Raw genomic sequence first — 26,006 nt, forward strand, 5'->3', positions numbered from 1 at the left:
CTTTCGAGAGTCGTTCTACGCGGGGCCGTCAGGCCGCCGCTTCCTCGGGGGTCTTGTGGGCCGCCGCACGCCGCGCGTACACGACGAGGAGGGGCGCGCTCAGGGCGAGCAGCAGGGCGGGCACGAGGGTGAAGCCGACGGTGAGCCCGCCGAGGGCGGTGCCCGTCTGGGCGACGGTCTCCTCGTCCGAGCTCGACGCGAACCCCGTGACGGCGAGGACGAGCGCGTACACGCCGCTGCCGAGGGCCATCGCGCCGGTCTCCGCGGCGGTCCACACGCCGGTGAACGCGCCGGACTGGGCCTGCCCGGTGCGCCCGGCGTCGGCGTGGACGGTCTCGGGCAGCAGCGACAGCGGGAAGAGCTGGAGCGCGGCGTAGCCCGCGCCGACGAGCGCGGTGAGCGCGAACGCCGGGATCTTCGCGCCCGCGGTGAGCACCGGGTACAGCGCGAGCGCGGCGACGGTGAACAGCGCGACGGCGGCCAGGTAGCAGGGCACCGTGCCGAACCTGCGGCCCAGCGCGCTCCACACCGGCACGGCGACGGCGCTGAGCCCGACCATGCAGACGAACAGGACCGTCGTGAGGCCGTCGTCGCCGAGCCGGTACTGCGCGACGTAGGGCGCGCCCGCGAGCATGACCGCGATGGCGAGGGACTGCACGGTGAACGCGCCGAGCAGCGCGAAGAACGGCCGGTTGCCGCGGGCGAGCCTGAGCGCGGCGGCGAAGCCGAGCTGGCGGGCGCCGGGCGACGAGCGGATCCAGCGGGTCGACAGGGCTGAGCCGACGAGCGCGGCGGCGAGCACCGCGCCGATGACGACGCCCATGAGGAGGTACCCGCCCCGTCCGTCGCCGCCGATTCCGACGATGACGGGCGCGAGGCCACCCGCGAGCAGGATGCCGAAGGTCAGGGCGACGATCCGCCAGGCCATCGCGCGCGAGCGCTGGGCGGGCGCGTCGGAGATCTCGGCGGGCAGCGCCACGTACGGCACCTGGAAGGCCGCGAACGCGCTCGCCGCGAGCAGGAACGCGGCCATCGCCCAGGCCGCGCCCGCGCCGCCGGTGAACGGCGAGGCGAACATCAGCGCGAACAGCACCGGCAGGGTCACCGCGCCGAGCAGCAGCAGCCGCTGCCGGCTTCCGGTGCGCACGGCCTCCCGGTCGCTGAGGGTGCCGACCCAGGGGTTGAGCAGCACGTCCCAGGCCTTCGGCAGCACGAGGACGACACCCGCGAACGCCGCGGGCACGCCGAGCGAGTCGGTCAGGTAGTAGAGGAGCAGAAGCCCCGGCACGGCGCCGAAGACGCCCGTCCCGACGGAGCCGAGCGCGTAGCCGAACAGCCGCCCGCGCGCTACGGGCTCCCCTGACGCACGGGGCTCGGGGACTGCTTGCGAGGGGTCCACTGCGGACTGCTCACCGGTCATGGCATCACGTCCAGATCACGAGGGGTGCGGGGAGGCGGCGCGCGACGTCACGGGGGCGTGCTCCAGGCCGAGGAGGCCGGAGGCGAGGCGGTGGAGGGCGGCGCGGAAGCGCTCCAGGGCCTCGGGGTCGTCGGTCCTGCGGCGGCGGCCGGACGCGTCGGGGACACCGCCGCGCGCGAAGCCGTGCACCGTCCAGATGACCGACCAGAGGGCGTACTCCACGTCGGCGTCCGGGGCGGCGACGGGGCGGGTCAGCTCGATCAGCCGGCCGACGAGGGGGTGGACGTGCGCGGCCTCGAAGGAGGCGACGTCGGCGGCGTCGGACAGCCACCGGTGCATCCACAGCGCGGGGATCTCGGGGCGGGCGACGCAGAAGTCGAGGTAGGCGTCCACGACGAGGTGGACGTCGGCGGCGGAGCCGAGGCGGCCGGGTTCGGCGCAGGAGTCCAGGGCGGCTTCCAGGGCCGCCCGCTCCGCCTGGGCGGCCCCGGTCATGACGGCGAGGTACAGATCGCGCTTGCCGCCGACGTGGTAGCTGACCGTCGCGATGTTGAGGTCCGCCGCGTCGGCGATGCGCCTCGTGGAGGTCCCGTCGAACCCGCGCTCGGCGAACAGCCGGGTGGCGGCGTCGAGGATGCGGGTGACGGGATCGGAATTCATACCGGAACGGTAGGGTAGATCACCGTCCCGGTCAATCGTTTGATGGAGAGAATTCTCCGGGCGGGCTACAGCCTTTCGAGCAGGGTCGCGTTGGCCAGGCCGCCCGCCTCGCACATGGTCTGGAGCGCGTACCGGGCGCCGTGTCGCTCCATCGCGTGGACGAGGGTGGTCATGATCCGCGCGCCGCTCGCGCCGAGCGGGTGGCCGATCGCGATGGCGCCGCCGTGCACGTTGAGCTTCGCGGGGTCGGCGCCGGTCTCCTGGAGCCAGGCCATCGGCACGCTGGCGAACGCCTCGTTGACCTCGTACAGGCCGACGTCGGCGAGGGAGACGCCGGTGCGGCGCAGCAGCTTCTCGGTCGCGGGCATGACCGCGGTGAGCATCATCAGCGGGTCGGCGCCCGCGACGGCGAACCCGTGCAGCCGGGCCAGGGGGCGCAGGCCGAGCCGGGCCGCGGTCTCGCCGCTCATGATCAGCAGGGCCGCCGCGCCGTCGTTGATCGGGCTGGAGCTGCCCGCGGTCACCGACCAGTTGATCTGCGGGAACCGCTCGGTGAACTGGGGGCGCTCGAAGGCGGGCCGGAGCCTGGCGAGCACCTCGGGGGTCGTGGAGGGCCGGATCGACTCGTCGGCCGTCACCAGTCCGGCCGGGGTCCGCACCGGCGCGATCTCGGCCTCGAACCGGCCCTCGGCCGTCGCCCGGGCCGCCTTGGCGTGCGACTCGGCGGAGAAGGCGTCCATCGCCTCGCGGGTGAGCCCCCACTTGGCGGCGATGAGCTCGGCGGCGACGCCCTGCGGCACGAGGCCGTCGGGGTAGCGCTCGGGGATGCCCGGCCCGAACGGCACGCTGCCGGGCAGCACGTTGGAGCCCATCGGCACCCGGCTCATCGACTCCACGCCGCACGCGACGACGATGTCGTAGGCGCCGGAGATGACGCCCTGCGCGGCGAAGTGCACGGCCTGCTGCGACGAGCCGCACTGCCGGTCGACGGTCGTGGCCGCGACGGACTCGGGCAGCCCCGCCGAGAGCCAGGCGTACCGGGTGAGGTTCGCCGCCTGCTCCCCCACCTGGCTGACGGTGCCGCCGATGACGTCGTCGACGAGCTCGGGGTCGATGCCGCTGCGGGTGACGAGTTCGCGCAGGGTGTGCGCGAGCAGCTCCACCGGGTGGACGTCCGCGAGGGATCCCCCGGGCTTGCCCTTGCCCACCGGCGTCCGGACGGCTTCGACGATGACCGCGTCGCGCATGGGTTCCTCCTCAAGGTTGGAAAATCAAACTCATTATGCGCCCGAGAGTTGGATTCCACAACCCTCCAGGGTTGTCGACGAAACCCAACGTTTACCGCGAAGTCACACGAACCACAGCAGGCACCGCGAACACGGTGGAACCATGGCGCCGGGCTTTTCGGATCGGAGGTTGCGGATGCCTTTCGACTTCTCCACCGTCGATTCGGGCGCCACGGCGTGGGTGCTGGCCAGTTCGGCGCTCGTGCTCTTCATGACGCCCGGCGTGGCGTTCCTGTACGGCGGGATGGTGCGGGCGAAGAACGTGCTCAACACCATGCTGCAGAGCTTCACCGTGATGGCGCTCGTCGGCGTCACGTGGGTGTCGGTCTCCTACTCGCTGGCGTTCGGCGGAGCGGGTGAGGTCATCGGCGGCCTGCACTTCGCGGGGCTGGCCAACATGGACGAGATCGTGCCGGGCTTCACCGGCGAGGCCGCCCAGGTGATCCCGCCGATCGCCTTCGCCATGTTCCAGATGATGTTCGCGATCATCACCCCGGCGCTCATCACCGGCTCGGCGGTCGAACGGTGGCGGTACGGGGCGTTCGTCCCGTTCATCATCCTCTGGTCGATCATGGTGTACGCGCCCGTCGCGCACTGGGTGTTCTCACCCGACGGCTGGGCCTTCAAGCTCGGCGCGCTGGACTTCGCGGGCGGCACCGTCGTGCACTGCAACGCGGGCGCGGCGGGGCTGGCCATCGCCATCGTGCTGGGCCGCCGCACCGGCTGGCCGCGCGCCCACATGGCCCCGCACAACGTCCCGTTCATCCTGCTCGGGGTGGCGATGCTGTGGTTCGGCTGGTTCGGCTTCAACGCCGGATCCGCGCTCAAGGCCGACGCCGTCGCCGTCTGGGCGTTCGTCAACACCAACACCGCGACCGGGGCCGCCCTGCTCACCTGGGTCCTCGTCGAGCGCATCCGCTACGGCAAGCCGACCGCGCTCGGGGCCGCGTCCGGCGCCGTCGCGGGCCTCGTCGCCATCACCCCGGCCGCCGGTTACGTCGACGCGCGGGGCGCGCTGGCCATCGGGCTGCTCGCCGGACTCGGCTGCTGCCTCGCCGTACCGCTGAAGAGCAGGCTCAAGCTCGACGACTCCCTCGACGTCGCCGGGCTGCACCTCGTCGGCGGCGTCATCGGCTCGGTGTGCGTCGGGCTGTTCGCCACCGGCGCCACCAACCCAGCCGCGCCGGACGGGCTCCTCTACGGCGGCGACGCCCACCAGCTCGTCCTCCAGGTGGCCGTGGTCGCGGCGGTGACGGCCTACAGCTTCTTCGTCACCTACTTCATCGCCCTCGTCCTCGACAAGCTGCCCTCCCGGCGCAACCGCGTGTCCTCACAGGACGAGGCGGTAGGCCTGGACTTCGCTCTGCACGGCGAGACCGCCTACGAGACGCACCGCCCGACGGGCGCGTAAGACGCTAGGTCCAGGGCTCGCGGTAGGCGGTGTCGTCGCCTGACGGGATGATCGGCAGGGGCGCCGGAGGGACGGGCGCGGGCTCCGCGGGGACGGCGCGGTGCGCCGCCGCGTGCGCGGGCCTGCGCCGCAGTACCAGCGCCCGGACGGCGAAGGCGAGCAGGGTCAGCAGCGCGCCCGCGCAACTGGTCAGGAAGATGATGCGCGGGAGCGGGTCGTCGGGCGACGCCCCGGCGACGGACGCGGCGGGCGTGGGCGGACCCGCGTCCTCCTCGGTGTCCGTCGGCGCGGGCGCGACGCTCTCGTCGTCGTCCTCGCTCGGCGAAGGCGTCGCGGAGTCTTCCGGCGCCGCCGTGGGGCTCTCTCCCGGTGCGGACCCCTCGGGCACGGACCCTGTGCCCGGTGCGGCGCCCTCGCCCTCCCCGTCGTCCCCTGCGGGCGCGGGCGCGGGCTTGGCGGGGAGGACGAGCTCGGCCGCTCCCGCCCCGGAGTCCGCGGCGCCCGCGCGGTGCGCGACGACGGTCACGGTGACCTCGCCCTGCGCGGACTTCGGCAGGGTGAGCGCGGCGGTGCAGCGGCCGTCGGGGCAGTCCACGCCCGCCTGCGCGCGGCCCCCTGCGGAGACCGCCACGGAATATCCGCTGACGTCCGGTTCGGGATTGCGCTGCCAGACGACGGTCAGTTTCCGCCCCGACGCCAGCGCGACGACCCCGGCGGGCGCGTACGCGGGAACCGCCATCCGGAAGGTCGCCTCGCCGCGGTTGAGCGGGATGAGCCCCGTCATCTCCACGGTGTGCGTGCCGTTGGCGACCGCGTGGCCGTCGATCGCGAACGTCAGCCGCTCGGCCCTGCCGGACGCGCGGCGCTCGCCGTCGACGATGAGCGTCCCGCCGGACAGGCCGGCCCGCGCCGAGACCGTCACCGTGCCGTCGGTGACGACGGCGCCGTCGCCGGGGCTGATGTCCGGTGCCGCGGCGCCGCCGAGCAGGGCGGGGAGGACGGCCGCCGCAGCCGCGTGCCAGACCGCCATGCGTGGTCCTCTCGCTTCGCTGGGTGAGGCGAGATCCTAGGGTCTGGAGGTACCCGTGGGAAAGGGCCCCCGAGCCCGGCGTCCCGGCGCGGGTGTCAGCGGAACGGGGGACCGTCGGGGTCGAGGCCGGCGAGCATCGCGCGGCAGATCGCGCCGAGCTGCGCCGACTGCTCGGGGGTGATCAGGTCGAACAGGTTCGCGCGCACCGCCTCAACGTGGCCGGGCGCGGCGCCGACGACGACCTCGTGCCCCTCGTCGGTGAGGGTGGCGATGGTGGTGCGGGCGTCCTCGGGGTGCTTGCGGCGGCGCACCCAGCCGTGCTCCTCCAGCTTGCGCACCGCGTGGGAGAGCTTGCTGGGCGAGCCGCGGGTGATGCGGGCCAGCTCCGTCATCGTGCGGGACCGGCCCGGGGCCTCCGACAGCATCGCCAGGATCACGTAGTAGCTCTGCGGGATGCCCGACTCCTGCTGCATCCGGCGGTCCAGCGCCTCGTGCAGGAGCTGGGTCGCCCACAGGTAGGCCCGCCACGTCTCCTGTTCGTCGTCGTCGAGCCAGCGCACCATGTCCCGATTCTAGGAGCCGCCGCGCGGGCGGCGGCCCGCTCACGGCGGCTCGACGGGCGGCGGCCCCTCCTCTTCGTGGAGGCGCGCGAACATCGTGAAGCGGGCGACCAGCTCGGGGTCGTCAAGGCGCAGGCGTTCTGCCATATCGGCGAGGATCTTCCGCTGCCGGCCGGGGGTCATCATCGGGCACCTGCCCCAACTCGTTTGATATCCGGATATACCCCAGCGCGTCGTACTCGACGCGCCGAAATTCCCCGGCTTCGCCAAGCCTCACATAAGTGAGCCCTTACATGCAGGGGTGGGTCGGATTTACCATGCGGACACCCCCAGAGGAGGACGATTCATGGACGACGGCTTCTTCACCCGGCACTCGGCGATCCGCCAGATCTCCAGCGAGCCGCTCGGGCTCCTAGGCGGCGGCCCCGCCCTGCTGCTCCAGCTCGCCCACCCCAAGGTCGCGCGCGGCGTGGCCGAGCACAGCGACTTCCAGGCCGGACCGTTCAAGCGCCTGATGTCGACCCTCGACTACCTCGCGATGGTGGTCTTCGGCACCAAGGAGGAGGCCCACCGCGTCGCATGGTCGGCGATGCGCGCCCACGACGCCGTCAACGGGCCCGGCTACACCGCGCACGACCCCGAACTCCTGCTGTGGGTGCAGGCGACCCTCTTCCAGGTCGCCCGCGACCTGCACGGTCGGATGTACGGGCCGCCGACCCCGGAAAGGGACGAGGAGTACTACCAGCAGGCCGTCATCTTCGCCGAGCTCCTCGGCGCGCCCCGGGACGCGCTGCCCGCGGACGTCGCGGGCTTCGACGCCTACTGGGACGGGATGCTCGCCACCCTCCGCGTCGACGACAACGGGCGCGAGCAGGCGCGGGCCGTCCTCAGCGGGGCGGCCCTGCCCGGAGTCCTGTTCCCTGCCCTCGCCGTCTTCCGGCTCGTGACGACGGGGCTCCTTCCCGCACCGATCCGCGAGCAGTACGGGCTGCCGTGGACGCCCGCGCGCAGGCTCTCGTTCACGGCGCTCATGGCCGCGCTCAAGCTCGCCGTGAACCTCACCCCCACCCCGGTGCGGCATTTCCCGGCGCGTGTGACGGTGCCGCTCATGCGCCGGTACAGGTGGCCGAGGTACCAGCGGCCGCTCCCTCCGCACCGCGCGCCCGCGGGGTGAGCGGGAACGGGTAGGCCGGAAGCACAAAAGGGCGCCGGCCCAGCGTGCTGCTGGACCGGCGCCCCTACGACGACCCGGGCGCGCCCCGGGCCGTCGGCTCTCTCAGGCCTCCGCCTTCGCGGAACCGCCCTTGGCCTCGATCTCCGCCGTGAGGTCGGCGGCACCGGCGAGCCCGGCGGCCGCGGCCTTCGCCTCACCCGCGGCCTCCAGCTCCTCGGGCAGCTCGAACGTCTCGCGCAGCGCGGGCGGACGCAGGAACAGCGTCGCGATCAGGCCGATGACGGCGACGCCCGCGGACACCAGGAAGATGTGCCCGGTCGCGTCGCCGTAGGCCGCGCGCACGATCTCCTTGATGGGCTCGGGCATCTCGGCGATGTTCAGGCTGCCGCCCTGCTCACCCGTGACCGGGATGCCGGCCTTCGTCAGTCCCTCCTTGATGGAACTGGCGACGTTCGAGGCGAGGACCGCGCCGAGGATCGACACGCCCATCGCGCCGCCGAGCGACCGGAAGAACGTCATCGCGCCGCTGGCCGCGCCCATGTCCTTCATGGACACGCCGTTCTGCACGATGAGGACGAGGTTCTGCATGGACATGCCGACGCCGACGCCGATCAGCGCCATGAAGACGCCCAGCAGGACGAGCGCGGTCTGGTGGTCCATCGTCGACATGCCGATGAACCCGACGAGCAGCACGACCAGACCGGTGACGACGTGCGGGCGCACGTTCCCGGTCTTGGAGATGATCCGGCCCGAGACGGCCGAGGACACCAGGACGCCGAGCATCATCGGGAAGGTCAGCAGACCCGCCTCGGTCGGCGAGTAGCCGCGGCCGATCTGGAAGTACTGGCCGAGGAAGACCGCGCCGCCGAACATCGCCATGCCGACCGCGAGGCTGGCGACGATGGCGAGGGCGGGCGTCCGCTGGGTGACGATGTGCAGGGGGACGACCGGGTGCGAGGCACGCGACTCGGCCCGGACGGCGAGGGCGAGGATGACGACGGTGCCGCCGACCATCACCGCGGTCTGCCAGGAGAGCCAGGCGTACTCGTCACCGACGAAGGTGACCCAGATGAGCAGGAGGCTCACGCCCGCGGCGATGAGCGCGGCGCCCAGGAAGTCGATCTTGACGTTGGTCTGCTTCACCCGCTCGATGTGCAGCGACAGCCGCAGGACGAACGAGGCGATCGCCAGGAACGGCAGCATGATGAAGAAGCACCAGCGCCAGCCGAGCGGCGAGTCGGCGATGAGGCCGCCGATGAGCGGTCCGCCGACGGTGGCGAGCGCCATCACGCCGCCGAGGTAACCGTTGTACTTGCCGCGCTCCCTCGGGGGGATCAGCGCGGCGATGACGACCTGCACGAGGATCTGCACCGCGCCCATGCCGACGCCCTGGATCGCGCGGAACGCGATGAGCTGCTCGGTGTTCTGCGCGAGACCGCACGCGATCGACGAGACCGCGAACAGCACGATGCCGACCTGGAGCAGCATCTTCTTGTCGAAAAGGTCCGCGAGCCTGCCCCAGAGCGGGGTGGTCGCGGTGGTGGCGAGCAGGGCCGCGGTGACGACCCAGGTGTACTGCGACTGCGTGCCGCCGAGATCACCGATGATCTGCGGCAGCGCGACCGACACGACGGTCGCGCTCAGCATGCCCACGCCGAGCACTGCGAGCAGTGCGCTGAAGGGCTTCATAATTTCCCGGTGGGTCATCCGATCCCCCGGAGCGTCGACGACTGTCAACTCGGTTTCTCCTCCGCTGTGTTCAAGCGTCGAGAGCCTATTGCACGCGATGCAACTTTGCATCATGTGCAGTTATTCCGCGACTGTGCGATCCGACACCTCTAGGATGTGCGCATGACCGGAACGCAGGGCTTGCGCGAGCGGAAGAAGGCCGAGACCAGGCTGGCCGTGTACCGCGCGGCCATGCGGCTGACCGTCGAGGTGGGGTACGAGAACGTCACCGTCGAGGCGATCGCCGAGGCCGCCAACATCTCGCGCCGCACGTTCTTCAACTACTTCTCCGACAAGGCCGACGCCCTCATGTACGGCGAGGAGGAGCGGCACCGCAGCCTCATCGCCGCCTTCCGCGAGCGTCCCGCCGAGGAGTCGGGCTGGACCGCGCTGCACGCCGCGGCGGTCGACCTCTACGGGAGGTTCGAGGAGCCCGACCGCGAGTGGATCGCCCGCACGCTCCTCGCCCGGCGGCACCCCGCGCTGCTCGCCCGGCAGCTCGCCAACCTCATGCATCTGGAGCAGCAGCTCGCCGCCCTCATCGCCGAACGCGACGCCGACACCGGTGTCCGCCCCCGCGTCATCGCCGCCGCCATGCTCGCCTCGGTCCGCGCAGCCACCAACCTCTGGCTCGACGACGACCAGTCCCGCCTGCTCCCCGAGATCCTCCACGAGGCCCTCAGCGCCGTGGCCTCCCCGTTCTGACGCGTCCGCCCGCGGCGTCTCGGACGGCGACGGCCGCCTCTTCGTTCCGACGTGCCCACCCGGGCGACGGCGGCGCTCGGGCAGGCGGTGCGCTCGCCCCTTCCGGCCTATCCGCTCAGGCGCGGACGGCGTGCCAGAGGCGTTCGGGGAGGAGGCGCTCGGCCTCGGCGAGGTCGATGCCCGGCGCGCCTGCGAGCCAGCGGCGTACGGTCTCGGCGACCGGGCCGATGAGCAGCATCTCCATCAGGGCGGGCGGCAGGTCCGCGATCCGGCCCGCGGCGACGTGCGGGGCCAGCCAGTCCGTCATCCGGGCGAGCAGCGGGTCCTTGACCGCGGCGACGGTCCCGGCGTGCGCGGGCAGGAACGCCGCGTAGGCCGAGGCGTGGATGAACGCCATCTCGTCGCGGTGCTCGCGTGCGAAGGCGAGGTAGGCGGCAGGCACGGCGCGCGCGCCGTCGGCGGCCTCCGCGCACTCCTCCAGCGCCGTGACGACCGACGTGAGCAGACCGCCCATGCAGCGCGCGTACAGCGCGGCGGCCAGCCCGTCGAAGCTGCCGAAGTGGTGATAGAGGCTGCCGCTGCTCACCCCGCTCTCCTTGATGACCGCGCTCATCGTGAACCCCTCGCGGCCCTCGCGCGCGAACACCGCGAGGGCCACCTCGAGAAGCCGCTCGACCGTCCGCGGCGTGGTGCGGTGCCTAGGCGACATCGAACGCCGCTGCCGCGTCGGCCCAGATCCGCCGGGCCAGCGCGGTGTCGGTCGCGGGCGCGACGAGATCGGTCGGCCGCTCCTCCTCGTAGTAGAGCGCGGGGGACGGCTCCGCGACGAGCCGCGCGACGGGGCGGGCGCCCGCCTCGGGCGCGGCCCAGGAGCGCTTGACGAGCTTGAGCAGCAGCCCGAGGGGTCCCGGCCGGTCGCCCAGACCGGTGCGGATGACCCCGGGATGCACCGCGGTGATGGTCACCCCGGCATCCTTCCATCGCTCGGCGAACAGCGGGACCGTCATGAGGTTGGCCAGCTTGGTGTCGGCGTAGGTGCGGATCGAGTGGAAGTCGAGCCCTTGCGGGGTCCGCTCCGGGTCCACCCTTCCCTTCGGGTAGAGGCCGGCCGTCACCTGCACGACGCGGGCGGCGTTCGCCTTGAGCACGTCCTCCAGGAGGTGGTTGAGCAGGAACGGCGCGAGGTGGTTGGTGAAGAATGCCTGCTCGAACCCGTCGGCGTTGAGGACCTTCCGGCCGGGCCAGATCCCGGCGTTGTGCACGAGCGCGTCGGTCTCGGGGAACCGCGCCCGCAGCTCCGAGGCGAGCGCCGCCACGCCGTCCCGTGTCCCGAGGTCGCCGACGACGAGCTCGGCGTCCCCGCCGATCTCGTCCCGCGCCGCCTCCCCTTGCTCCCTGTTCCGCGCGACCAGCACCACCCGGTCACCGCGCTCCGCCAGCTCCCGCGCGGTCGCCAGCCCGATACCGCGCCCCGCACCCGTGATCACCACAGTCTTCGCCATACCCCGCACCCTACGCATTTACAGAGACCTTCTCTAGAGACATTCTCTGTAAATTCCGCCGAACCGGTGCCGTCGCGATCAGGCGGGGCGGGTCGCGGCGACGCGGCGCAGGAGGTCCGTCAGGGTCGCGCGCTCCTCGGCGTCGAGGGCGGCGAACCAGGAGGCCTCGCGCGCGGCCTGGAGCTCGAACGCCTCGCGGACCGCGGCCTCGCCCTTGGCGGTGAGGGCGACGGGGACGGCGCGCCGGTCCGTCGGCGACGTGCGGCGCTCGACGAGGCCGGAGCGTTCCAGCGTGTGCACGGCGTTGGTGACGGCCGAACGGCTCATCGCCGACAGCTCGGCGAGGCGCGCGGGCATGGTGGGGCCGAGGAGCCAGAGCTTGAACATCAGCCGGAAGCCCGGCAGCGTCCAGCCGCGCGGCCTGTGCACCGCGCCCTCCAGGTCGTTGATGAGCTGGTAGGAGGCGTGCAGGACGTTGTAGGCGAGCGAGAACAACTCGACGTCGGCGTCCGGCGCCACCCTCGGGATGCCCGCCCGGGCCAGCCTCTCGTAATCCTCCACTTGCCCTCCGCGGCGCCGCTGGTCCATATTGTTACGCCTGTAACAATATGGTCGAGTCGAATAAGGGTTGTCCGATGCGCGTCATCATCGCAGGAGCGGGGATCGGGGGGCTCACCACCGCGTTGAGCCTGCACGCGGCGGGGATCACCGACGTCGTCGTCCGGGAGGCGGCCCCCGAGATCCGGCCGCTCGGCGTCGGGATCAACCTGCTTCCGCACGCCGTCCGCGAACTCACCGAGCTCGGGCTCGCCGACCGGGTCGCCGCCCTCGGCGTCCCGCTGCGCGAACTCGTCTACGCCAACCGGTTCGGGCACGTCATCTCGGCCGAGGACCGCGGGCTCGCCGCCGGATACCGCTGGCCGCAGTACTCGGTGCACCGCGGCGCGCTCCAGATGCTGCTGCTCGCCGCCGTCGAGGAGCGCCTCGGGCCGGACGCCGTCCGCCGCGGCGACCCCGTCACCGGGCCCGCGCACGACGCCGACGTCCTCATCGCCGCCGACGGCATCCGCTCGACGGTCCGCGCCGCGCTGTGCCCCGACGAGGGCGCGCCGATCTGGAACGGCCTCACCCTGTGGCGCGGCGTCACCCGCGCCGCGCCGTTCCGCACGGGCGCGAGCATGGTGATGGCCGGGGACGGCACGAGCAAGTTCGTCGCCTACCCCATCGGCCCGCCCGGCCCCGACGGCCTCGCCCCGATCAACTGGATCGCCGAACGGCCCACCGGGGAGGGCGCGGCCCGCGAGTCGATGGGCGACTGGAACCGTGCGGTCTCGCCCGCCGCCGTCGCCGCCGACTTCGCCGACTGGGACTTCGGCTGGCTGCACGCCCCGTCCCTCATCGCGGGCGCCGACCAGGTCTTCGAGTACCCGATGGTCGACCGCGACCCGCTCCCCCGCTGGACGCACGGGAACGTCACCCTGCTCGGCGACGCGGCCCACCCGATGTACCCGATCGGCTCCAACGGCGCCTCCCAGGCCGTCCTCGACGCCCGCGTCCTCGCCCGCGCCCTGGCCACCGCGCCGACCGTCGCGGACGGCCTCGCCGCCTATGAGGAGGCCCGGCGGCCCGCGACCTCCGCCATCGTCACGGCCAACCGCGGCATGGGGCCGGAACTCGTCCTCGGTCTCGCCCACGAGCGCGCCCCCGAGGGCTTCGACGACATCGAGAAGGTCGTCCCCGAGGCCGAACGCGCGGAGATCGCGCTGCGCTACAAGCAGGTCGCGGGCTTCGCGCCCGCCGCCCTGAACGAGCGCGAGTCCTGGTCGGTCGGCCCCACCGGCGCCGCGCCCGGCCTCGCCCCCCTCGCCACCTTCCGCGTGGCCCTCGACCCGATCCTGCACCTCGGCCGGACCCCGCTCGGCGACCGCCGCGTCGTCAACATCACCGGCGGCTCCTTCCAGGGCCCCGGCCTCAACGGCGAGGTCCTGCCGGGCGGCGCGGACTGGCAGCTCGTCCGCGACGACGGCTCGGCCGCCATCGACACCCGATACACCCTGCGCACCCACGACGGCGCCCTCCTCTACCTCCAGACCCGCGGCTACCGCCACGGCCCTCCCGAAGTCCTCGCCCGCCTCGCCGCCGGCGAGCCGGTAGACCCCTCCTCCTACTACTTCCGCCTCACCCTCACCTTCGAGACCTCCCACCCCGCCTACCTCTGGCTCACCCGCACCCTCGCCGTCGCCACCGGCCGCCGCACCCCCGACGCCGTCCTCTACGACGCCTACGCCCTCACCTGACCCATGCCGCCCCCACCCCACCAGAGCCCGGCCCGCTCGACGGCCCGACCCCACCAGAGCCACGCCCGTCCCGAAAACGCGGCCACCCGGAACCCGACCCACGGCCGGCGCACACCGCGCTCCCGGGTCGGCCCGGAAACGCAGCCACCCGGGACCCGCCAGGCGCAGCGCGAACCGATGAGCCCAGATCGACCCAAAGACGCGACCACGCGGAACCCGGCCCAAGGCAGGCGCACACCGGCATCCGCACCGGCCCGAGAACACGGCCCCCCGGGCCCAACCCAAGACAAGCGCACACCCGACGTCCGCACCGGCCCGGAGACGCGACCAAGCGGAACCCGGCCAAAGGCAGCACGCACCCGACGCCCGCACCGGCCCAGCGACACGACGACCCAGGGCCCGGCCCGGGGCAAGCACAGACCCGACGTCCGCCTCGACCCGGAGCCACGACCAAGCAGAACCCGGCCAAAGGCAGGCGCACACCCGACGTCCGCACCGGCCCGGAGACGCGACCATGTGGGCCCAGCCCAAGGCAAGCACACACCCGACGCCCGCACCGGCCCAGCGACACGGCGACCCGGGGCCCGGCCCGGGGTAGGCGCGGACCGGTGTCCGCACCGGCCCGGAGACGCGGCCATGCGGGGACCGGCCGGGGCGGGCGTGGACCGGGCGGCCGTGGCCGACGGCCGGGTGCTTCGTGAGCCGGGTCGGCAGCTTCGTACCGGGCCTTGTGGCCCGGGATGTACACCCCCTGTGAGTGAGGAGATCTTCGATGGGTCAGATCGACGTTCCGGTGGTGCCGGTGACGACCGTGCACGGGCAGCCGATCGAGATGCGGGACGGGACCGTGCTGCGCGCCTCCGTGCACCATCCGGCGGACGGGCAGGGGCACCGGACGGTGCTGGTGCGCTCGCCCTACGGTGAGCCGACGCTGCGCAGCGAGCCGGTGACCTCCTATCTCCAGGCGGGGCTCGCCGTCGTGCTCCAGCACTGCCGGGGGCGCGGCGACAGCGACGGCGAGTTCACCCCGTGGGTCGACGAGGGCCGCGACGGCGCCGACACCGTCGCGTGGATCCGGGCGCAGCCGTGGTCGAACGGAGAGGTCGTGGCGATCGGCATGTCCTACCTCGCCGGGTGCGCGCTCCAGCTCGCGGCCGAGCGGCCCGAGGGCTTGAAGGCCGTGGTCGCCACCATGACGCCGCACGACTTCTACGACGGCCTGAACTACCTCGGCGGCGCGCTCGCCTTCGGCTCGGCCCACCAGTGGGCCGCGCTCCAGGGCCTGCTCGGCGCCCTGCACGAGGCGCGCTCGGGCGACGCCGCGGCGTTCGGCAGGCTCGGCACCGCCTCCCAGCTGATGGCCGGCGTGCCCGACGTGGCGGTGCCGCCCGCCGACCAGCCCGTCGGCGAGGTGTTCCCGGGCTGGCGCGAGTGGGTCGCCCATCCGGAGCGCGACGCCTACTGGGCGGAGCTCGCCGAGACGCTGCGGCACGACCGGATCGAGGTCCCGGTCATGCACACCGCGGGATGGTTCGACATCTTCCTCAAGGGCACCCTGGAGAACCACCGCCGCCTCGGCGGCCGCCTCATCGTCGGCCCGTGGACGCACCTGGGCCGCGACGGCACCGCGGGCGACGTGAACTTCGGCCCGCGCGCCTCCGCTCAGGCCGCGATGCTGGAGGCCGAGCACTTCGGCCACCTGCTCGGCAACGAGGGCGGCGCCCCGGTGAAGATCTTCGTGATGGGCCGCAACGAGTGGCGCGACGAGGAGGAGTGGCCGCTCAAGCGCGCCGTGCCGACCGACTTCCACCTGCGCCCCGGCGGGGTGCTGTCCACCGAGCCCGCCGCCGACGGCGCGGCGCCGACGGTCTTCCCGCACGACCCCGCCGACCCGGTGCCGACGCTCGGCGGCAACCTCCTGCTCGCCGACGCCCGCAACGTGGGCGCCCGGATCCAGGAGTCCGGCCACCCGGGCGTGCGCGCCTTCACCACGGAGCCGCTCGCCGAGGCGCTCGAGGTCACCGGCGAGGTGACCGCGGTGCTGCACGGCACCACCACCGCGCCCGGCTCCGACTGGACGGTCAAGCTCGTCGACGTGCACCCCGACGGCCGCGCGTTCAACGTCGCGGACGGCATCGTCCGCGCCCCCTCCGCGGCGGTCCGGCACGAAGTCGACCTGATCGCCACCAGCCATGTCTTCCTCCCGGGACACCGCATCCGGGTCGACGTCGCGGCCTCCAACTACCCGCGCTTCGACGTCCACCCGTCCCGGACCGCCTCCACCCAGACCCTCGGCCACCCCTCCGCCATCACCCTCCCCGTCATCCCCGCCTGATCCCCCGCCCGCCGCACCCTGGGACGGGCGCCCCGAGCACCCCGCGCCCGTCCCGGTCGTTCCGTCGCCGCCCGTCCGCACCCGTTCGCCGGCTCCGGCCGCCGGGTGGCTCTCCGGGCCATGGTCTCCGACCCGGAGGAGGCCGCCGTGCCCCCCGGCCCACCCGCGGATCGCCGCGCGCAGGCGCCGGCCCGCCCCTGCCAGGGAATCCGGCGCCGGACACCGGCCGATCCGCCCGCCCCACAGGACCGCTAACGGGCGGACGTCCAGGTCGAGGTTGACGGCGAGCTGGATCGCCTGGGCCGGGTCGATGGTCGCCCCCTTCATCTCGGCGGTGCGCGGGTCGAGGTCGCCCAGGGCGCTGCCGCGCAGATCGCATCCGGTGAGGGCGGTGCCGCGCAGGGAGGCCGCCGAAAGGTCGCAGTCGCGCAACCGGGAGCCGTCGAGCCGGGCGCCGGAGAGGTCGGCTTCGCGCAGCCGCACGCCCTGGAACTCGCTGCCGCGCAGATCGGCACGGGGCAGCGCGGTGAACGACCAGTCTCCGCCGTGCGCCTTGAACAGGCCCCAGGTGCAGTCGTCGAACACCGTCCCCGAGGTCTTGCACCCGGTGAACGAGGCGTCGAACAGCGTGCACCGGGTGAACGTGCAGTTCACGTAGGCGGTGTCGGCATGGGTCGAGGCGTTCAGCCGGACGTTCCGGAACACGCATTCCTCGAACCGGCAGCCCCTGACCTCGTACTCCATGAGATCGAGGTCGGTGAACAGGACCCGGTGGAACTCCTCGCCCACCAGATCCCCCCATTCCCAGTCGTCGGGGCCGATGGTGCGCTCGGGCGCGGGGCCGGGAGCCCGGCCGGAAGGACTTCGTCGATCGTTCATGCGGCCAAGCTAACGGCGCCCGCCGACAGAACCCGCCGGTCGTCCACAGCCCGGAAAGTCCTGTTCGTCGACCTTTGCAGCACTTCGCCGGGGCGTCTCCACCTCCGGCGCGCCCTCACCGTCCGGCCAGGTTTCCCTTACCCGTCATTCCGGCGTCAGAGCGCCCACTCGGACCGATAGGCCGGGTGCGTGGAGTACTGCGCGGCGAGCGTGCGCAGCAGCGGCCCGATCAGGCCGAGCTCCGGGGCCTGGGGGCCTTTGAGCGTGTACTTCTCATAGGTCTCGACGATCGATCTGTGCGCGGCGACGGTGCTCAGCGCGCGCTGGGGGTTCATCCGGGCGATGTGCTCGGCATACGAGGCGTTCTCGGCCCTGGCCACGAATCCGAGCCGCTCCCAGTCCGGCCGCGCCGCCGCGTCGGTCGGACTCACCCGTACCGTCCCGCCCGCGCCCACGGTCCAGGGCGCGCCCGCACAGGCCCGTGCGACTGCCTCGTCCCGATCGAGCCTCTCCTTCAGGAACCGCACGAGATCTTCCACGCTCACATCCTGCCTCCCAGCAGGCCGAACCATCGGCACAACGCCGAACTTTCGGCCATCTCCCCCGCGTCCGTCGCCGCGGGCGACCCACCGGAGGCTCCGCGTGACCCTGCAATACGCTGGCGCCTGCGAACCCCGAACCGAGAGGCACCCCCGTGCTCGCCGTCACACTCGCCGACATCCGGCTCTTCCTCCACGTGCTCGCCGCCACCATCTGGGTGGGCGGCCAGATCACGCTCGCCGCCCTCGTGCCGCTTCTGCGCGGCTACGAGGGGCTCCCCAAGCTCGCGGCGCGGCGCTTCAACCAGATCGCCTGGACCGCTTACGCCGTCCTGATCGCCACCGGCGTGTGGAACATGCTGGAGCTGCCGGAAGACTACCCGGGAGAGACCACGCTGCAGGTCAAGCTCGGCTTCGTCGTCCTGTCCGGCGTCGCGGCCTTCCTGCACACCAAGGCCAAGAGCAAGGCGGGCCTCGCGGCGTGGGGCGCGATCGGCCTCCTCACCGCGCTCGGCGCGCTGTTCTTCGGCATCCAGCTCTGACGCCCGCGCGCCCGCCGCTCCGCCCGCACCCCCGGGCGGCGGCGAGCGCGCGGCGTGCTCAGGAAGGAATGCGGGACAGGCGGGCGCTGAGCCTCGCAGGGTCGGGCCAGCGGACGTCGTGGGCCCAGCCGAGCCGTTCCAGCAGCCGGATCAGGCCGGCGCTGGCGTCGAGCTGCCCTTTGAGCACCCCGTGCCTGGCGCAGGTCGGGTCGGCGTGGTGCCAGTTGTGCCAGCCTTCGCCGAAGGTCAGCAGGGCCACCCAGCCGACGTTGGTCGACCTGTCCCGGGTGGTGAAGTCGCGGTGGCCGAAGCGGTGCGCGATCGAGTTCACGGACCAGGTGACGTGGTGGACGACGGCGTAGCGGACGAGCCCTCCCCAGAAGAGCGCGGTCCAGAAACCGGCCCAGGACCAGGAGAGGAGCCCGCCGAGAGCGGCGGGCAGAAGGAACGACGCCACGACGAGGGACGCGTAGGCGGCGTCGATCCGGCGGATGTCGGGATCGGCGAGCAGGTCGGGGACCCAGTGCGCGCGGCTGGAGCGGCGCCGCTCGGTGTAGAACCAGCCGACCTGGGCGTGCAGCAGTCCGCGCAGCGGCCCGAGACCGCGGTCGCCGTGGGCCCACGGCGAGTGCGGGTCGCCGGGCAGGTCGGCGTACTTGTGGTGGCGGCGGTGCTCGGCGGCCCACAGCGAGGGCGGGCCCTCCAGGGCGAGCGCCCCGCAGACGACGAGTGCGGCGCGGACGGGCCTGGGGCATTTGAACGCCCGGTGGGTGAGCAGCCGGTGGTAGCCGACGCTGATGCCGAAGATGTTCACCGTGTAGAAGAACGCGGCGATGAGCAGGTCGCGCAGCCCCAGACCCCACCCCCAGGCCGCGTAGGCCCCGGCGGGCAGCGCCAGGAGCGGCAGGACGACGAGCACCACAAGGTAGGTGTTGCGCCGCGCCCAAGAGACCGGGACGGTCCCCCGCACATCCAGATCCGACATGTCAGACATGACACCTCCCCCGGGACTGGTTCGTCCTTATTGGACCGGGGATGCGTAACGGTCGGTAGTGACCTCGCGGACAGATAACCATCACCCATAGAGGCGATTCGCGTACTCTGCGCGATATTTTCGGTTGCGACCGGCGCGATCATCTGCTTACCCTTCGAGTCCGGCCGATCACTCCCCCTCGCGTGGAGGCCAAAATGGACACCGACGGTTATCTCGCCCAGTACGACGCGCTCCACCAGAGCGACCCCGGCGCCGCCCTCGCGCTGCTGGCCGGCTGGCTGCGCACGGACTGGCGGCCCCTGTTCGCCGAACTCCGCGCGCGCAGGCCCGTGCTCACCACGCCGGCGTTCACCCTCGTCACCCGGTTCGCCGACGTCACCGAGGTGCTGTCCAGGCCGGATTCCTTCACCGTCGCGGCCTACGCGCCACCGATGGAGGCGGCGCTCGGCGCGCCCAACATGCTGACGCGCGACGGCACCCCGCTGAACTGGCGAGAGAAGGGCCTCATGCAGGTCATGCTCGCGCCGGAGGACGTGCCCGAGCTCCGCGCGCTCACCGGGTCGCTGGCCGACGCCGCGCTCGACGCCGCGGACGGCTCACTGGACGTCGTCGCCGGGCTGTTCCGCGCCGTGCCGCTGGGCGTCTGCGCCGGGTACTTCGGCTTCCCCGGCCCGGATCCCGCGACGCTCTCGCGCTGGTCCCGCGCGGTGATGACGGACGTCACCGCGAACCTCCCCGGCGATCCGGCCGTGCGGGCCGCCTCGGTCGAGGCCGGCAAAGAGATGATAGACTACCTGCGGGTGCTCGTCACAGCACGCAGGGCGGGCCCCGAGGGCGCCGACGTCCTGGGCAGGCTCGTGCGGACCCGGCTCCCCGCCGAGCTCGGCTTCGACGACGAGCGGGTCGCGGTCAACGTCGCCGGGCTGCTGCTGGGCTTCGTGGAGAACGCCGCGGGCTCGATGACCAACGTGCTCACCCATCTGCTCGCCCATCCCCCGCTGCTCGCCCGTGCCGCCGAGGCCGCCCGCGACCCCGAGCGGTTCGAGCCGTTCGTCTGGGAGGCCCTGCGGTTCGACCCGTTCCTGAAGATGATCATCCGCTACCGCGCCCGCGACCATGTCCTGGCGTCGGGCGCCCCGCTCCCCGCGGGCGGCCCGGTGCTGGCCGCGGTCGCCTCGGCGATGTTCGACGAGTCGGCCGTCACCGCGCCGGAGACGTTCCGGCTCGACCGTCCGGCGCACACCCGGCTGCACTTCGGGCACGGCCCGCACGGCTGCGTCGGGGTCCACGCCGGCCGCACCGTCATCGCCGAGACCCTCCGGCGGCTCCTCCTGCGGCCGGGCCTGCGCCCGGGAGGCGCCGTCCTGCGCGACCGCGGTGTCTTCCCCGACAGCCTCCCCCTGCACCTCGACTCCCCCGCATGGAAGGGGCCGCGAGCATGAGCCGCCGCAGCGCCCGCAGCATCTCCTCCGACGGCGCGGTCAACCGCCTGCGCTACCTCGCCCTCACCAACGCCCGCCCGCTGTGGCGCCTGGCCGAGTCGGCCACCCCGCTCCGGCGCAGGCTGAACGCCACGCTCATCGACCAGGCGGTGCGCGAGATGCCCGCGCGCCCCGAGCCGCTGAGCACCCTGGCGCCGTACACCTCCTGGACCTCCCTCACCGACCGAACCTACGCCGGGCGCCATCTGCCCCCGTTTCCCGACCCGGAAGGCGGCCGCCCGTCCGTCGACAAGGCCGCGGACCTCTTCACCCGCGAAGGCCCGATGGACCCCTGCCCCCGGTCCACCGTGCTGTTCGCCTACTTCGCGCAGTGGTTCACCGACGGGTTCCTGCGCGGGGAGTCCGCCGAGCCGCGCGACCCCCGGCGCAGCACCTCCAACCACGAGATCGACCTCAACCCGCTGTACGGGCTGGACGAGCGGGCCACCCGCGCGGTCCGCGCGCACGAGGGCGGGCTGCTGAAGAGCCAGCTCATCAACGGCGGCGAGTTCCCGCCCTACCTGTGCGAGAAGGGGGAGATCAAGCCGGAGTTCGCCGCGCTGTCGGCGGTGCGCATGGAGATGCTGCCGCCCGAGCACCGCGACACGCTCTTCGCGCTCGGCGGCGACCGCGGCAACGTCCAGGTGGGCTTCACCCTGATGACCGTGCTGTTCCTGCGCGAGCACAACCGGGTCGCCCGGCTGCTGGCCGGGCGCAACCCCGGCTGGGACGACGAGCGGCTGTTCCAGACGGCACGCAACATCGTCATCGTGGAGGTCATCAGGATCGTCGTCGAGGAGTACATCAACCACATCACCCCGTACCACTTCAGGTTCCTGCTCGATCCCCGTCTCGGCCGCGCCCTGGCGCGCGCCACCTGGCACCGGCAGAACTGGGCGTCGGTGGAGTTCAACCTCGTCTACCGGTGGCACAGCCTGATTCCGGGCGCCCTGGACGTCGGCGGGCGGGAGACGCCGCTGGCCCGGACCCTGTTCGGCGGCGCGCTGATCCCCGGACCCGGGCTCGGCCGGCTGTTCGAGGACGCCTCCGAGCAGCGGGCGGGGCGGATCGGCCTGTTCAACACCGACCCGGCGCTGCGCGACGTCGAGGTCTCCTCTATCGCCGACGGACGGGCACTCGGCCTCGCGCCCTACAACGCCTACCGGGAGCACTGCCGCTTCCGCCGCGTGCGCCGCTTCGACCAGGTCTCCGGCGACCCGCGCGTCCACGAGGCGCTGGCCGGGCTGTACGACCACGTCGACGACCTCGACCTGTACGTCGGGCTGTTCGCCGAGGAGCCCGGGTCGGCCAAGGCGATCCTGCCACCACTGCTCACCAAGATCATCGCGATCGACGCCTTCTCCCAGGCGCTCACCAACCCCCTGCTCGGACCGCGCGTGGCCAACGCCGCGACGTTCGCACCGCTGGGCATGGAGATCATCGGCCGCACCCGGAGCCTGTCGGACGTCCTGCACCGCAACATCCCCGAGGACCCCGCGCCCCGGTTCGTCAGCATGACCTGGCGAGGGGCGCCGGCATGAGCGACGCCGACGACGCCGACGCCCGGCTGCGGGCCGCCGCCCGTGAGCTCGCCGAGATCGCCCACGCGCTCCGCGAGGCGGCCGGGCAGGCCACCGCGGTGCTGGCCGACCCCGCGCTCGCGGCCTCGCTGCGCCTATCGCCGGGCACCGGGCTGCGCGCCCAGCGCGCGCTGCTGCGGGCCGTCACCGACCGGCGCGGGCTCGGCTGGGCCGTCACCGGCGGCCGCGCCGGAACCCTCGGCGCAAAGCTCGGCGGGCTCGTCAACGCCGGAAACCTCCCGATCCGGGTGATGACCACGTCGCTCCGGCTGCGCATCGCCGCGGTCGCCCGCGGCCACCCGGAGCTGGGCGACGATCCGAAGCTGCGCGGACTGCTCGACGCGGTCGCGGCCGACAGCGACCTCGCCGCGGGACGCGCGCTCTACGCCCTGGTCAAGGACCGGGGCGCGGCCGGCGCGCTGTCGAGCGTCGCGCCGGTCTTCGGCGAACTGCTGGCACTGCGCGCCCTGCTGGACCGGAACCCGCTGAACGACGCCACGGCCTGGCTGATCGCCACCGGCATGGGCACCGCGACGGCCGACCCGCTCACCGGCATGAGCAATCGCGTCGTCGCCGGGCTCGACCGGGGCCGGGGCGCGGCGGTCCCGGTCGAGCCCGCGCCGCACGAGGCCGCGCGGCTCAGCCCGCGGGGATCCTTCCTCGACTACCTCGCGGACCTCCTGGTGATCCGGCCCACCGGGCGCGCGCTGGTGCAGACCGTGCGCGGGCCGGACGGGGTGGCGCGGTACGTGGTGCTCGCGCCCGGCATGCGGATCGGCCGCCCGCAGACCGAGCACCCGGCCGACCTCCTCGGCGCGTTCAGCAGCACGGTCCTGGACGACGGTCCCTACAGCCGGTCCCTCGCCGCCGCGATCGCCGAGTACGGCGTCCCCGAAGGAGCCGAGGTCGCCTTCGTCGGGCACAGCGCGGGCGGCTCCGCGGTGATGAGCCTCGCGCAGGACCCGGCGTTCAACGCCCGGCACCTCCTCACCGACGTGATCGCGATCGGGTCGCCCGTCGACTTCAAACAGCCCGCCTCGCCCGCCACCCGCGTCGCCAGCGTCACCAACCAGCACGACATCATCCCCACCCTCGACGGCCAGGGCGCCGGGAACTGCTTCGCGCTGCATCCCGACTGGTACATCGTCGACTACACCGACGGCACCCACCTCTTCCCGGCCTGCCACGGACTCGAGCAGTACGCGGCGAACCTCCGCGACGACCTGCCCGAGGCACGCGCCCATCTGGAGGCCCAGCTCGCCGCCTACACCGGCCCGATCGTCCGGCGCCGGCTGTACCGCCTGCTCGACCACGCGCCCGTCCCACCCGGCTTCCCGTTCCTGACCGTGCCGACCCACCCCGTCGCCGGACCCGCCGGGCCCGTCACCGTGCCGCTGCTCACCCATGAGGCGACCGCGGTCTCGGCCTGGTTCGCCGTCTCCGCGGAAGCCGCGGCCGGCCTCCTGCCCGGCGGGTCACCCGGCACGGCGCTGCATCCGGTCGTCCTCGGCTCCCGGGCCTGGGCGGTGCTGCACCTCACCGACCATCGCTCGGCCGCCCTCGGCCCCTACCGCGAGTTCACGCTCAGCCTTGCCGTGCACTCCCCGCCGCGACCGCACCGGCGCGCGCTCTGGCGGGACGCCCTGCGGCCGCCCGCGCTGCGGCACGCGGGGCTGCATCCGCTGGCCTCGCTCGTCACCAGCCCGGCGGCGCTGGACGCCGCGGCCCTCTGGCCGCATTCGGTGCACCTCGCCGAGGCCGATCTGTCCGTCGCGGCGGGCTCCCTGGCGGCGGCGGCCAGCGACACGGGCCGGCCGCTCGTGGCGTTCGACGGACCGCTGGGTCCCCGCCTGCCCGCCCGGGCGGGCGGCCACCCCGGCTACACCGGGCCGAACGCCGATCGCTCGGTCCGGCACGTCCGGGGGCCGGGCACCGTGGCGCATCCTCTGCCGCGCATCCGGTTGCACGCGAGCACAGCGCCCCACCCCTTCACCGCGGTTCTGCGCGCGCTGTCCCTGGACGGCGCCCGACCCGTCCTGGTCCGGGTCTCCCCCGCCGCCCAGCTGCGCCGTGACGCCCCCGCCCCGCTCCGCCCGCCCGGAGGGTCCCCCGCATGACCGTCCCCCGCGCCTCCCACGCCGACGGCCTCGCCGCCTCCGCCGAATCCGTCGCCGCCTGCGCCGTCCGCCTGCGCGCCCTCGCCGCCCGCCTGCGCGCCGACCCGGCGACGCCGCCCTGGCTCGCCGCCGCCCTCGACGCCCACCTCACCGCCTGCACCATCGCCGCCCGCCACCTGACCGAAGCCGCCACCCTTCTCACCGCCCACACCACCCCACCGGCCACCCCCTCCCCAACGCACGAGCCCTCATGAGGAGTGCTCCGGCACGGTGACCTCGTGGCCCGCCCGGCGCGGTGCGGTGCGCCGCAAGGACGGGCCCGCCGAGCCCGTCGTTCTCGCGGACGTGGCCGGGCGGGTTCGCCGCGCTCTCCGGGAAGGGCGAGGGCGCAAGACGCGATGGTGCGTGGTCGGGGCGTCCACCACGCGAAAGGGCTGCAGCCGGAGCCAGGGCGCGACCCCTCCGGGTACCGGCGCTACACCGCCCGGCACGCGATCGAGCTCATCAAGATCCGGACCCTCGCCGAGGCCGGCGTGCCCCTCGTCCGGATCCGGGGGCTCCGGTCGGCCCCCGAAACCGGCCTTCCCGCCGGCGGCACGGCACCACCCCCCACGGCCGGGTCCCCGAGACGATCCGGCGCCCGGCCGCGTCAGGACGGCTTGTCGGGGGCGGGGCCGGCCGGGCCGAGGTCGGTGAGCGGGTGTTCCTCGACCTTGTAGCGGCGGATGTAGGTGGTGAGGAAGGCCTGGAGGGTGGCGCCGGCCGGCAGCGCGAGGATCGCCCCTGGCGCCCCCAGGAGCGACGCCCCGGCGAGGACGAGGCCGAAGGCGACGGCCGGGTGCATGTCCATGCTGGCGGCGGTGACCTTCGGCTGGAGCACGTAGTTCTCGAACTGCTGGTAGGCCACGATGAACAGCAGCACCCACAGGGCCGTCGACGGGCTCTGCGCGAGCGCGACGAGCACGGGCACCGCGCCCGCGATGTAGGTGCCGACGGTCGGGATGAACTGCGACACGAGCCCGACGAAGATCGCCAGCGTGATCGCGTTGGGGACGCCGAGCAGTTGCAGCGCCACGAAGTGCGCCACCGCGGAGAAGATCGCGAGGACCAGGCGCGAGTACAGGTAGCCGCCGGTCTTCTCGATGGCGATCTCCCAGGCGCGCAGCACGTCGCGCTGCCGGGCGGGCGGCAGGAGGGCACAGACGGTCCGGCGGAGGCTCGGCCCGTCGGCGCACAGGTAGAAGGTGAACAGGGCGACGCCGAAGGTCTGGAACAGCACCGAGACCGCGCCGGTGCCGATGCCCCAGACGTTCCCGGCCACGGAGGTGAAGTAGCGGTCCAGGTTCGAGCGTGTCTGGGTGATCTGGTCGGTGATGTCCGACGGCGATAGATCAAGGCGGAAGGTCCGGTTCGCCCATCCAATGATCGCGTCGACCCGGGAGGGGAAGTCGTTCGCCAGGTTCTGGACCTGGTCGACCAGCAGGCTGCCCAGCAGCGCGACGAACGCCGCGAAGATCGCGAGCAGGAGCACGAAGATCAGGCCCGTGGACAGGCCGCGCGGCCAGCCGCGGGCGGCGAGCGCGTTCACCGCGGGCTCGATCGCGAACGACAGGAACAGCGAGACCAGCACGAGGATCAGCAGGCCCTGGAGGCGGTCGAGGATCCACAGCCCGGCGAGGAACGCCAGCACCGACAGCGCCGCCAGCAGGAAGGCCCGCGGCAGCCAACCCGGCATCCGGTCTCGCATCCGGTCAACCTAGCCCGGC

Annotated in this window: 22 protein-coding genes and 1 pseudogene; 10 read left to right on the forward strand and 13 right to left on the reverse strand. The window is 73.3% G+C overall.

Annotated elements, in window-relative coordinates:
- Positions 1-28: 28 nt before the first annotated feature.
- The 3 genes from EDD29_RS29540 to EDD29_RS29550 form a co-directional block, all read right to left on the reverse strand.
- The gene (locus tag EDD29_RS29540) at positions 29-1,420 is read right to left on the reverse strand and encodes an MFS transporter (protein ID WP_123667591.1); all 1,392 of its coding nucleotides are present in this window, start codon (positions 1,418-1,420) and stop codon (positions 29-31) included.
- 15 nt (positions 1,421-1,435) lie between these two features.
- Entirely contained in the window at positions 1,436-2,080 is a 645-nt protein-coding gene (locus EDD29_RS29545) for a TetR/AcrR family transcriptional regulator (RefSeq protein WP_123667592.1), read from the reverse strand.
- 65 nt (positions 2,081-2,145) lie between these two features.
- Positions 2,146-3,327 (reverse strand): thiolase family protein, encoded by a 1,182-nt coding sequence (locus EDD29_RS29550; protein ID WP_123667593.1) that lies wholly within the window; start codon positions 3,325-3,327, stop codon positions 2,146-2,148.
- Between the two features lie 175 nt (positions 3,328-3,502).
- On the opposite strand from EDD29_RS29550, the gene EDD29_RS29555 reads away from it, so the two are divergent.
- Positions 3,503-4,777 (forward strand): ammonium transporter, encoded by a 1,275-nt coding sequence (locus tag EDD29_RS29555; RefSeq protein ID WP_123667594.1) that lies wholly within the window; start codon positions 3,503-3,505, stop codon positions 4,775-4,777.
- Positions 4,778-4,781: 4 nt separating this feature from the next.
- Here the strand turns inward: EDD29_RS29555 and EDD29_RS29560 are convergent, their stop codons facing one another.
- Together EDD29_RS29560 and EDD29_RS29565 are read right to left on the reverse strand one after the other, a co-directional pair.
- Positions 4,782-5,807, reverse strand: coding sequence for a hypothetical protein (locus tag EDD29_RS29560; protein ID WP_123667595.1), 1,026 nt, complete (start codon positions 5,805-5,807; stop codon positions 4,782-4,784).
- A gap of 95 nt (positions 5,808-5,902) precedes the next feature.
- Positions 5,903-6,370, reverse strand: a complete 468-nt coding sequence (locus EDD29_RS29565) for a MarR family winged helix-turn-helix transcriptional regulator (RefSeq protein ID WP_123667596.1) — start codon at positions 6,368-6,370, stop codon at positions 5,903-5,905.
- 343 nt (positions 6,371-6,713) lie between these two features.
- On the opposite strand from EDD29_RS29565, the gene EDD29_RS29570 reads away from it, so the two are divergent.
- Positions 6,714-7,541: an oxygenase MpaB family protein gene (locus EDD29_RS29570; RefSeq protein ID WP_123667597.1), complete on the forward strand. Its 828-nt coding sequence runs from the start codon at positions 6,714-6,716 to the stop codon at positions 7,539-7,541.
- Between the two features lie 102 nt (positions 7,542-7,643).
- Here the strand turns inward: EDD29_RS29570 and EDD29_RS29575 are convergent, their stop codons facing one another.
- A complete protein-coding gene (locus EDD29_RS29575) occupies positions 7,644-9,230 on the reverse strand; it encodes an MFS transporter (protein ID WP_211359995.1) in 1,587 nt (528 codons plus the stop codon).
- A 162-nt stretch (positions 9,231-9,392) separates the two neighbouring features.
- Here EDD29_RS29575 and EDD29_RS29580 point away from each other — a divergent pair, with 162 nt between their 5' ends.
- Positions 9,393-9,974, forward strand: coding sequence for a TetR/AcrR family transcriptional regulator (locus EDD29_RS29580; protein WP_123667599.1), 582 nt, complete (start codon positions 9,393-9,395; stop codon positions 9,972-9,974).
- 115 nt (positions 9,975-10,089) lie between these two features.
- Here EDD29_RS29580 and EDD29_RS29585 read toward each other — a convergent pair whose 3' ends face one another.
- From EDD29_RS29585 to EDD29_RS29595, 3 genes are all read right to left on the reverse strand, one after another.
- Positions 10,090-10,683 carry a TetR/AcrR family transcriptional regulator gene (locus tag EDD29_RS29585; RefSeq protein WP_123667600.1) on the reverse strand — a complete coding sequence of 198 codons (594 nt, stop codon included), beginning with the start codon at positions 10,681-10,683 and terminating at the stop codon, positions 10,090-10,092.
- The gene (locus tag EDD29_RS29590) at positions 10,673-11,476 is read right to left on the reverse strand and encodes an SDR family NAD(P)-dependent oxidoreductase (protein WP_211359997.1); all 804 of its coding nucleotides are present in this window, start codon (positions 11,474-11,476) and stop codon (positions 10,673-10,675) included. The genes EDD29_RS29585 and EDD29_RS29590 overlap by 11 nt, the downstream gene beginning before the upstream one ends.
- Before the next feature lie 78 nt (positions 11,477-11,554).
- A complete protein-coding gene (locus EDD29_RS29595; protein ID WP_246053071.1) occupies positions 11,555-12,037 on the reverse strand; it encodes a MarR family winged helix-turn-helix transcriptional regulator in 483 nt (160 codons plus the stop codon).
- Positions 12,038-12,111: 74 nt separating this feature from the next.
- On the opposite strand from EDD29_RS29595, the gene EDD29_RS29600 reads away from it, so the two are divergent.
- Together EDD29_RS29600 and EDD29_RS29605 are read left to right on the forward strand one after the other, a co-directional pair.
- Complete coding sequence (locus tag EDD29_RS29600) at positions 12,112-13,773, forward strand: DUF3237 family protein (RefSeq protein WP_246053072.1); 1,662 nt, start codon at positions 12,112-12,114, stop codon at positions 13,771-13,773.
- A gap of 772 nt (positions 13,774-14,545) precedes the next feature.
- Positions 14,546-16,108: a CocE/NonD family hydrolase gene (locus tag EDD29_RS29605; RefSeq protein ID WP_123667602.1), complete on the forward strand. Its 1,563-nt coding sequence runs from the start codon at positions 14,546-14,548 to the stop codon at positions 16,106-16,108.
- Positions 16,109-16,525: 417 nt separating this feature from the next.
- Here the strand turns inward: EDD29_RS29605 and EDD29_RS48035 are convergent.
- Both EDD29_RS48035 and EDD29_RS29615 read right to left on the reverse strand, forming a co-directional pair.
- Positions 16,526-16,987, reverse strand: a pseudogene (locus EDD29_RS48035) (pentapeptide repeat-containing protein); the annotation flags it as partial.
- Positions 16,988-17,142: 155 nt separating this feature from the next.
- Complete coding sequence (locus EDD29_RS29615; protein ID WP_148086137.1) at positions 17,143-17,532, reverse strand: DUF6221 family protein; 390 nt, start codon at positions 17,530-17,532, stop codon at positions 17,143-17,145.
- 149 nt (positions 17,533-17,681) lie between these two features.
- Here EDD29_RS29615 and EDD29_RS29620 point away from each other — a divergent pair, with 149 nt between their 5' ends.
- A complete protein-coding gene (locus EDD29_RS29620; RefSeq protein WP_123667604.1) occupies positions 17,682-18,068 on the forward strand; it encodes a hypothetical protein in 387 nt (128 codons plus the stop codon).
- Between the two features lie 58 nt (positions 18,069-18,126).
- Here EDD29_RS29620 and EDD29_RS29625 read toward each other — a convergent pair whose 3' ends face one another.
- Positions 18,127-19,053, reverse strand: a complete 927-nt coding sequence (locus EDD29_RS29625) for an acyl-CoA desaturase (protein WP_246053073.1) — start codon at positions 19,051-19,053, stop codon at positions 18,127-18,129.
- 203 nt (positions 19,054-19,256) lie between these two features.
- Here EDD29_RS29625 and EDD29_RS29630 point away from each other — a divergent pair, with 203 nt between their 5' ends.
- The 4 genes from EDD29_RS29630 to EDD29_RS29645 are packed head-to-tail and all read left to right on the forward strand — an operon-like array spanning position 19,257 to position 24,494.
- Positions 19,257-20,504 carry a cytochrome P450 family protein gene (locus tag EDD29_RS29630; protein WP_123667606.1) on the forward strand — a complete coding sequence of 416 codons (1,248 nt, stop codon included), beginning with the start codon at positions 19,257-19,259 and terminating at the stop codon, positions 20,502-20,504.
- On the forward strand, positions 20,501-22,084 hold the full coding sequence (locus EDD29_RS29635; RefSeq protein ID WP_123667607.1) for a peroxidase family protein: 1,584 nt from the start codon (positions 20,501-20,503) through the stop codon (positions 22,082-22,084). The genes EDD29_RS29630 and EDD29_RS29635 overlap by 4 nt, the downstream gene beginning before the upstream one ends.
- Positions 22,081-24,240, forward strand: a complete 2,160-nt coding sequence (locus EDD29_RS29640) for a hypothetical protein (protein ID WP_123667608.1) — start codon at positions 22,081-22,083, stop codon at positions 24,238-24,240. The genes EDD29_RS29635 and EDD29_RS29640 overlap by 4 nt, the downstream gene beginning before the upstream one ends.
- Positions 24,237-24,494 carry a hypothetical protein gene (locus tag EDD29_RS29645; protein ID WP_123667609.1) on the forward strand — a complete coding sequence of 86 codons (258 nt, stop codon included), beginning with the start codon at positions 24,237-24,239 and terminating at the stop codon, positions 24,492-24,494. The genes EDD29_RS29640 and EDD29_RS29645 overlap by 4 nt, the downstream gene beginning before the upstream one ends.
- Positions 24,495-24,889: 395 nt before the next feature.
- On the opposite strand, the gene EDD29_RS29655 is transcribed toward EDD29_RS29645, so the two are convergent.
- On the reverse strand, positions 24,890-25,987 hold the full coding sequence (locus tag EDD29_RS29655; protein WP_123667610.1) for an AI-2E family transporter: 1,098 nt from the start codon (positions 25,985-25,987) through the stop codon (positions 24,890-24,892).
- Positions 25,988-26,006: the final 19 nt, after the last annotated feature.

This window comes from Actinocorallia herbida, from assembly GCF_003751225.1.
GTDB classification, from domain to species: domain Bacteria; phylum Actinomycetota; class Actinomycetes; order Streptosporangiales; family Streptosporangiaceae; genus Actinocorallia; species Actinocorallia herbida.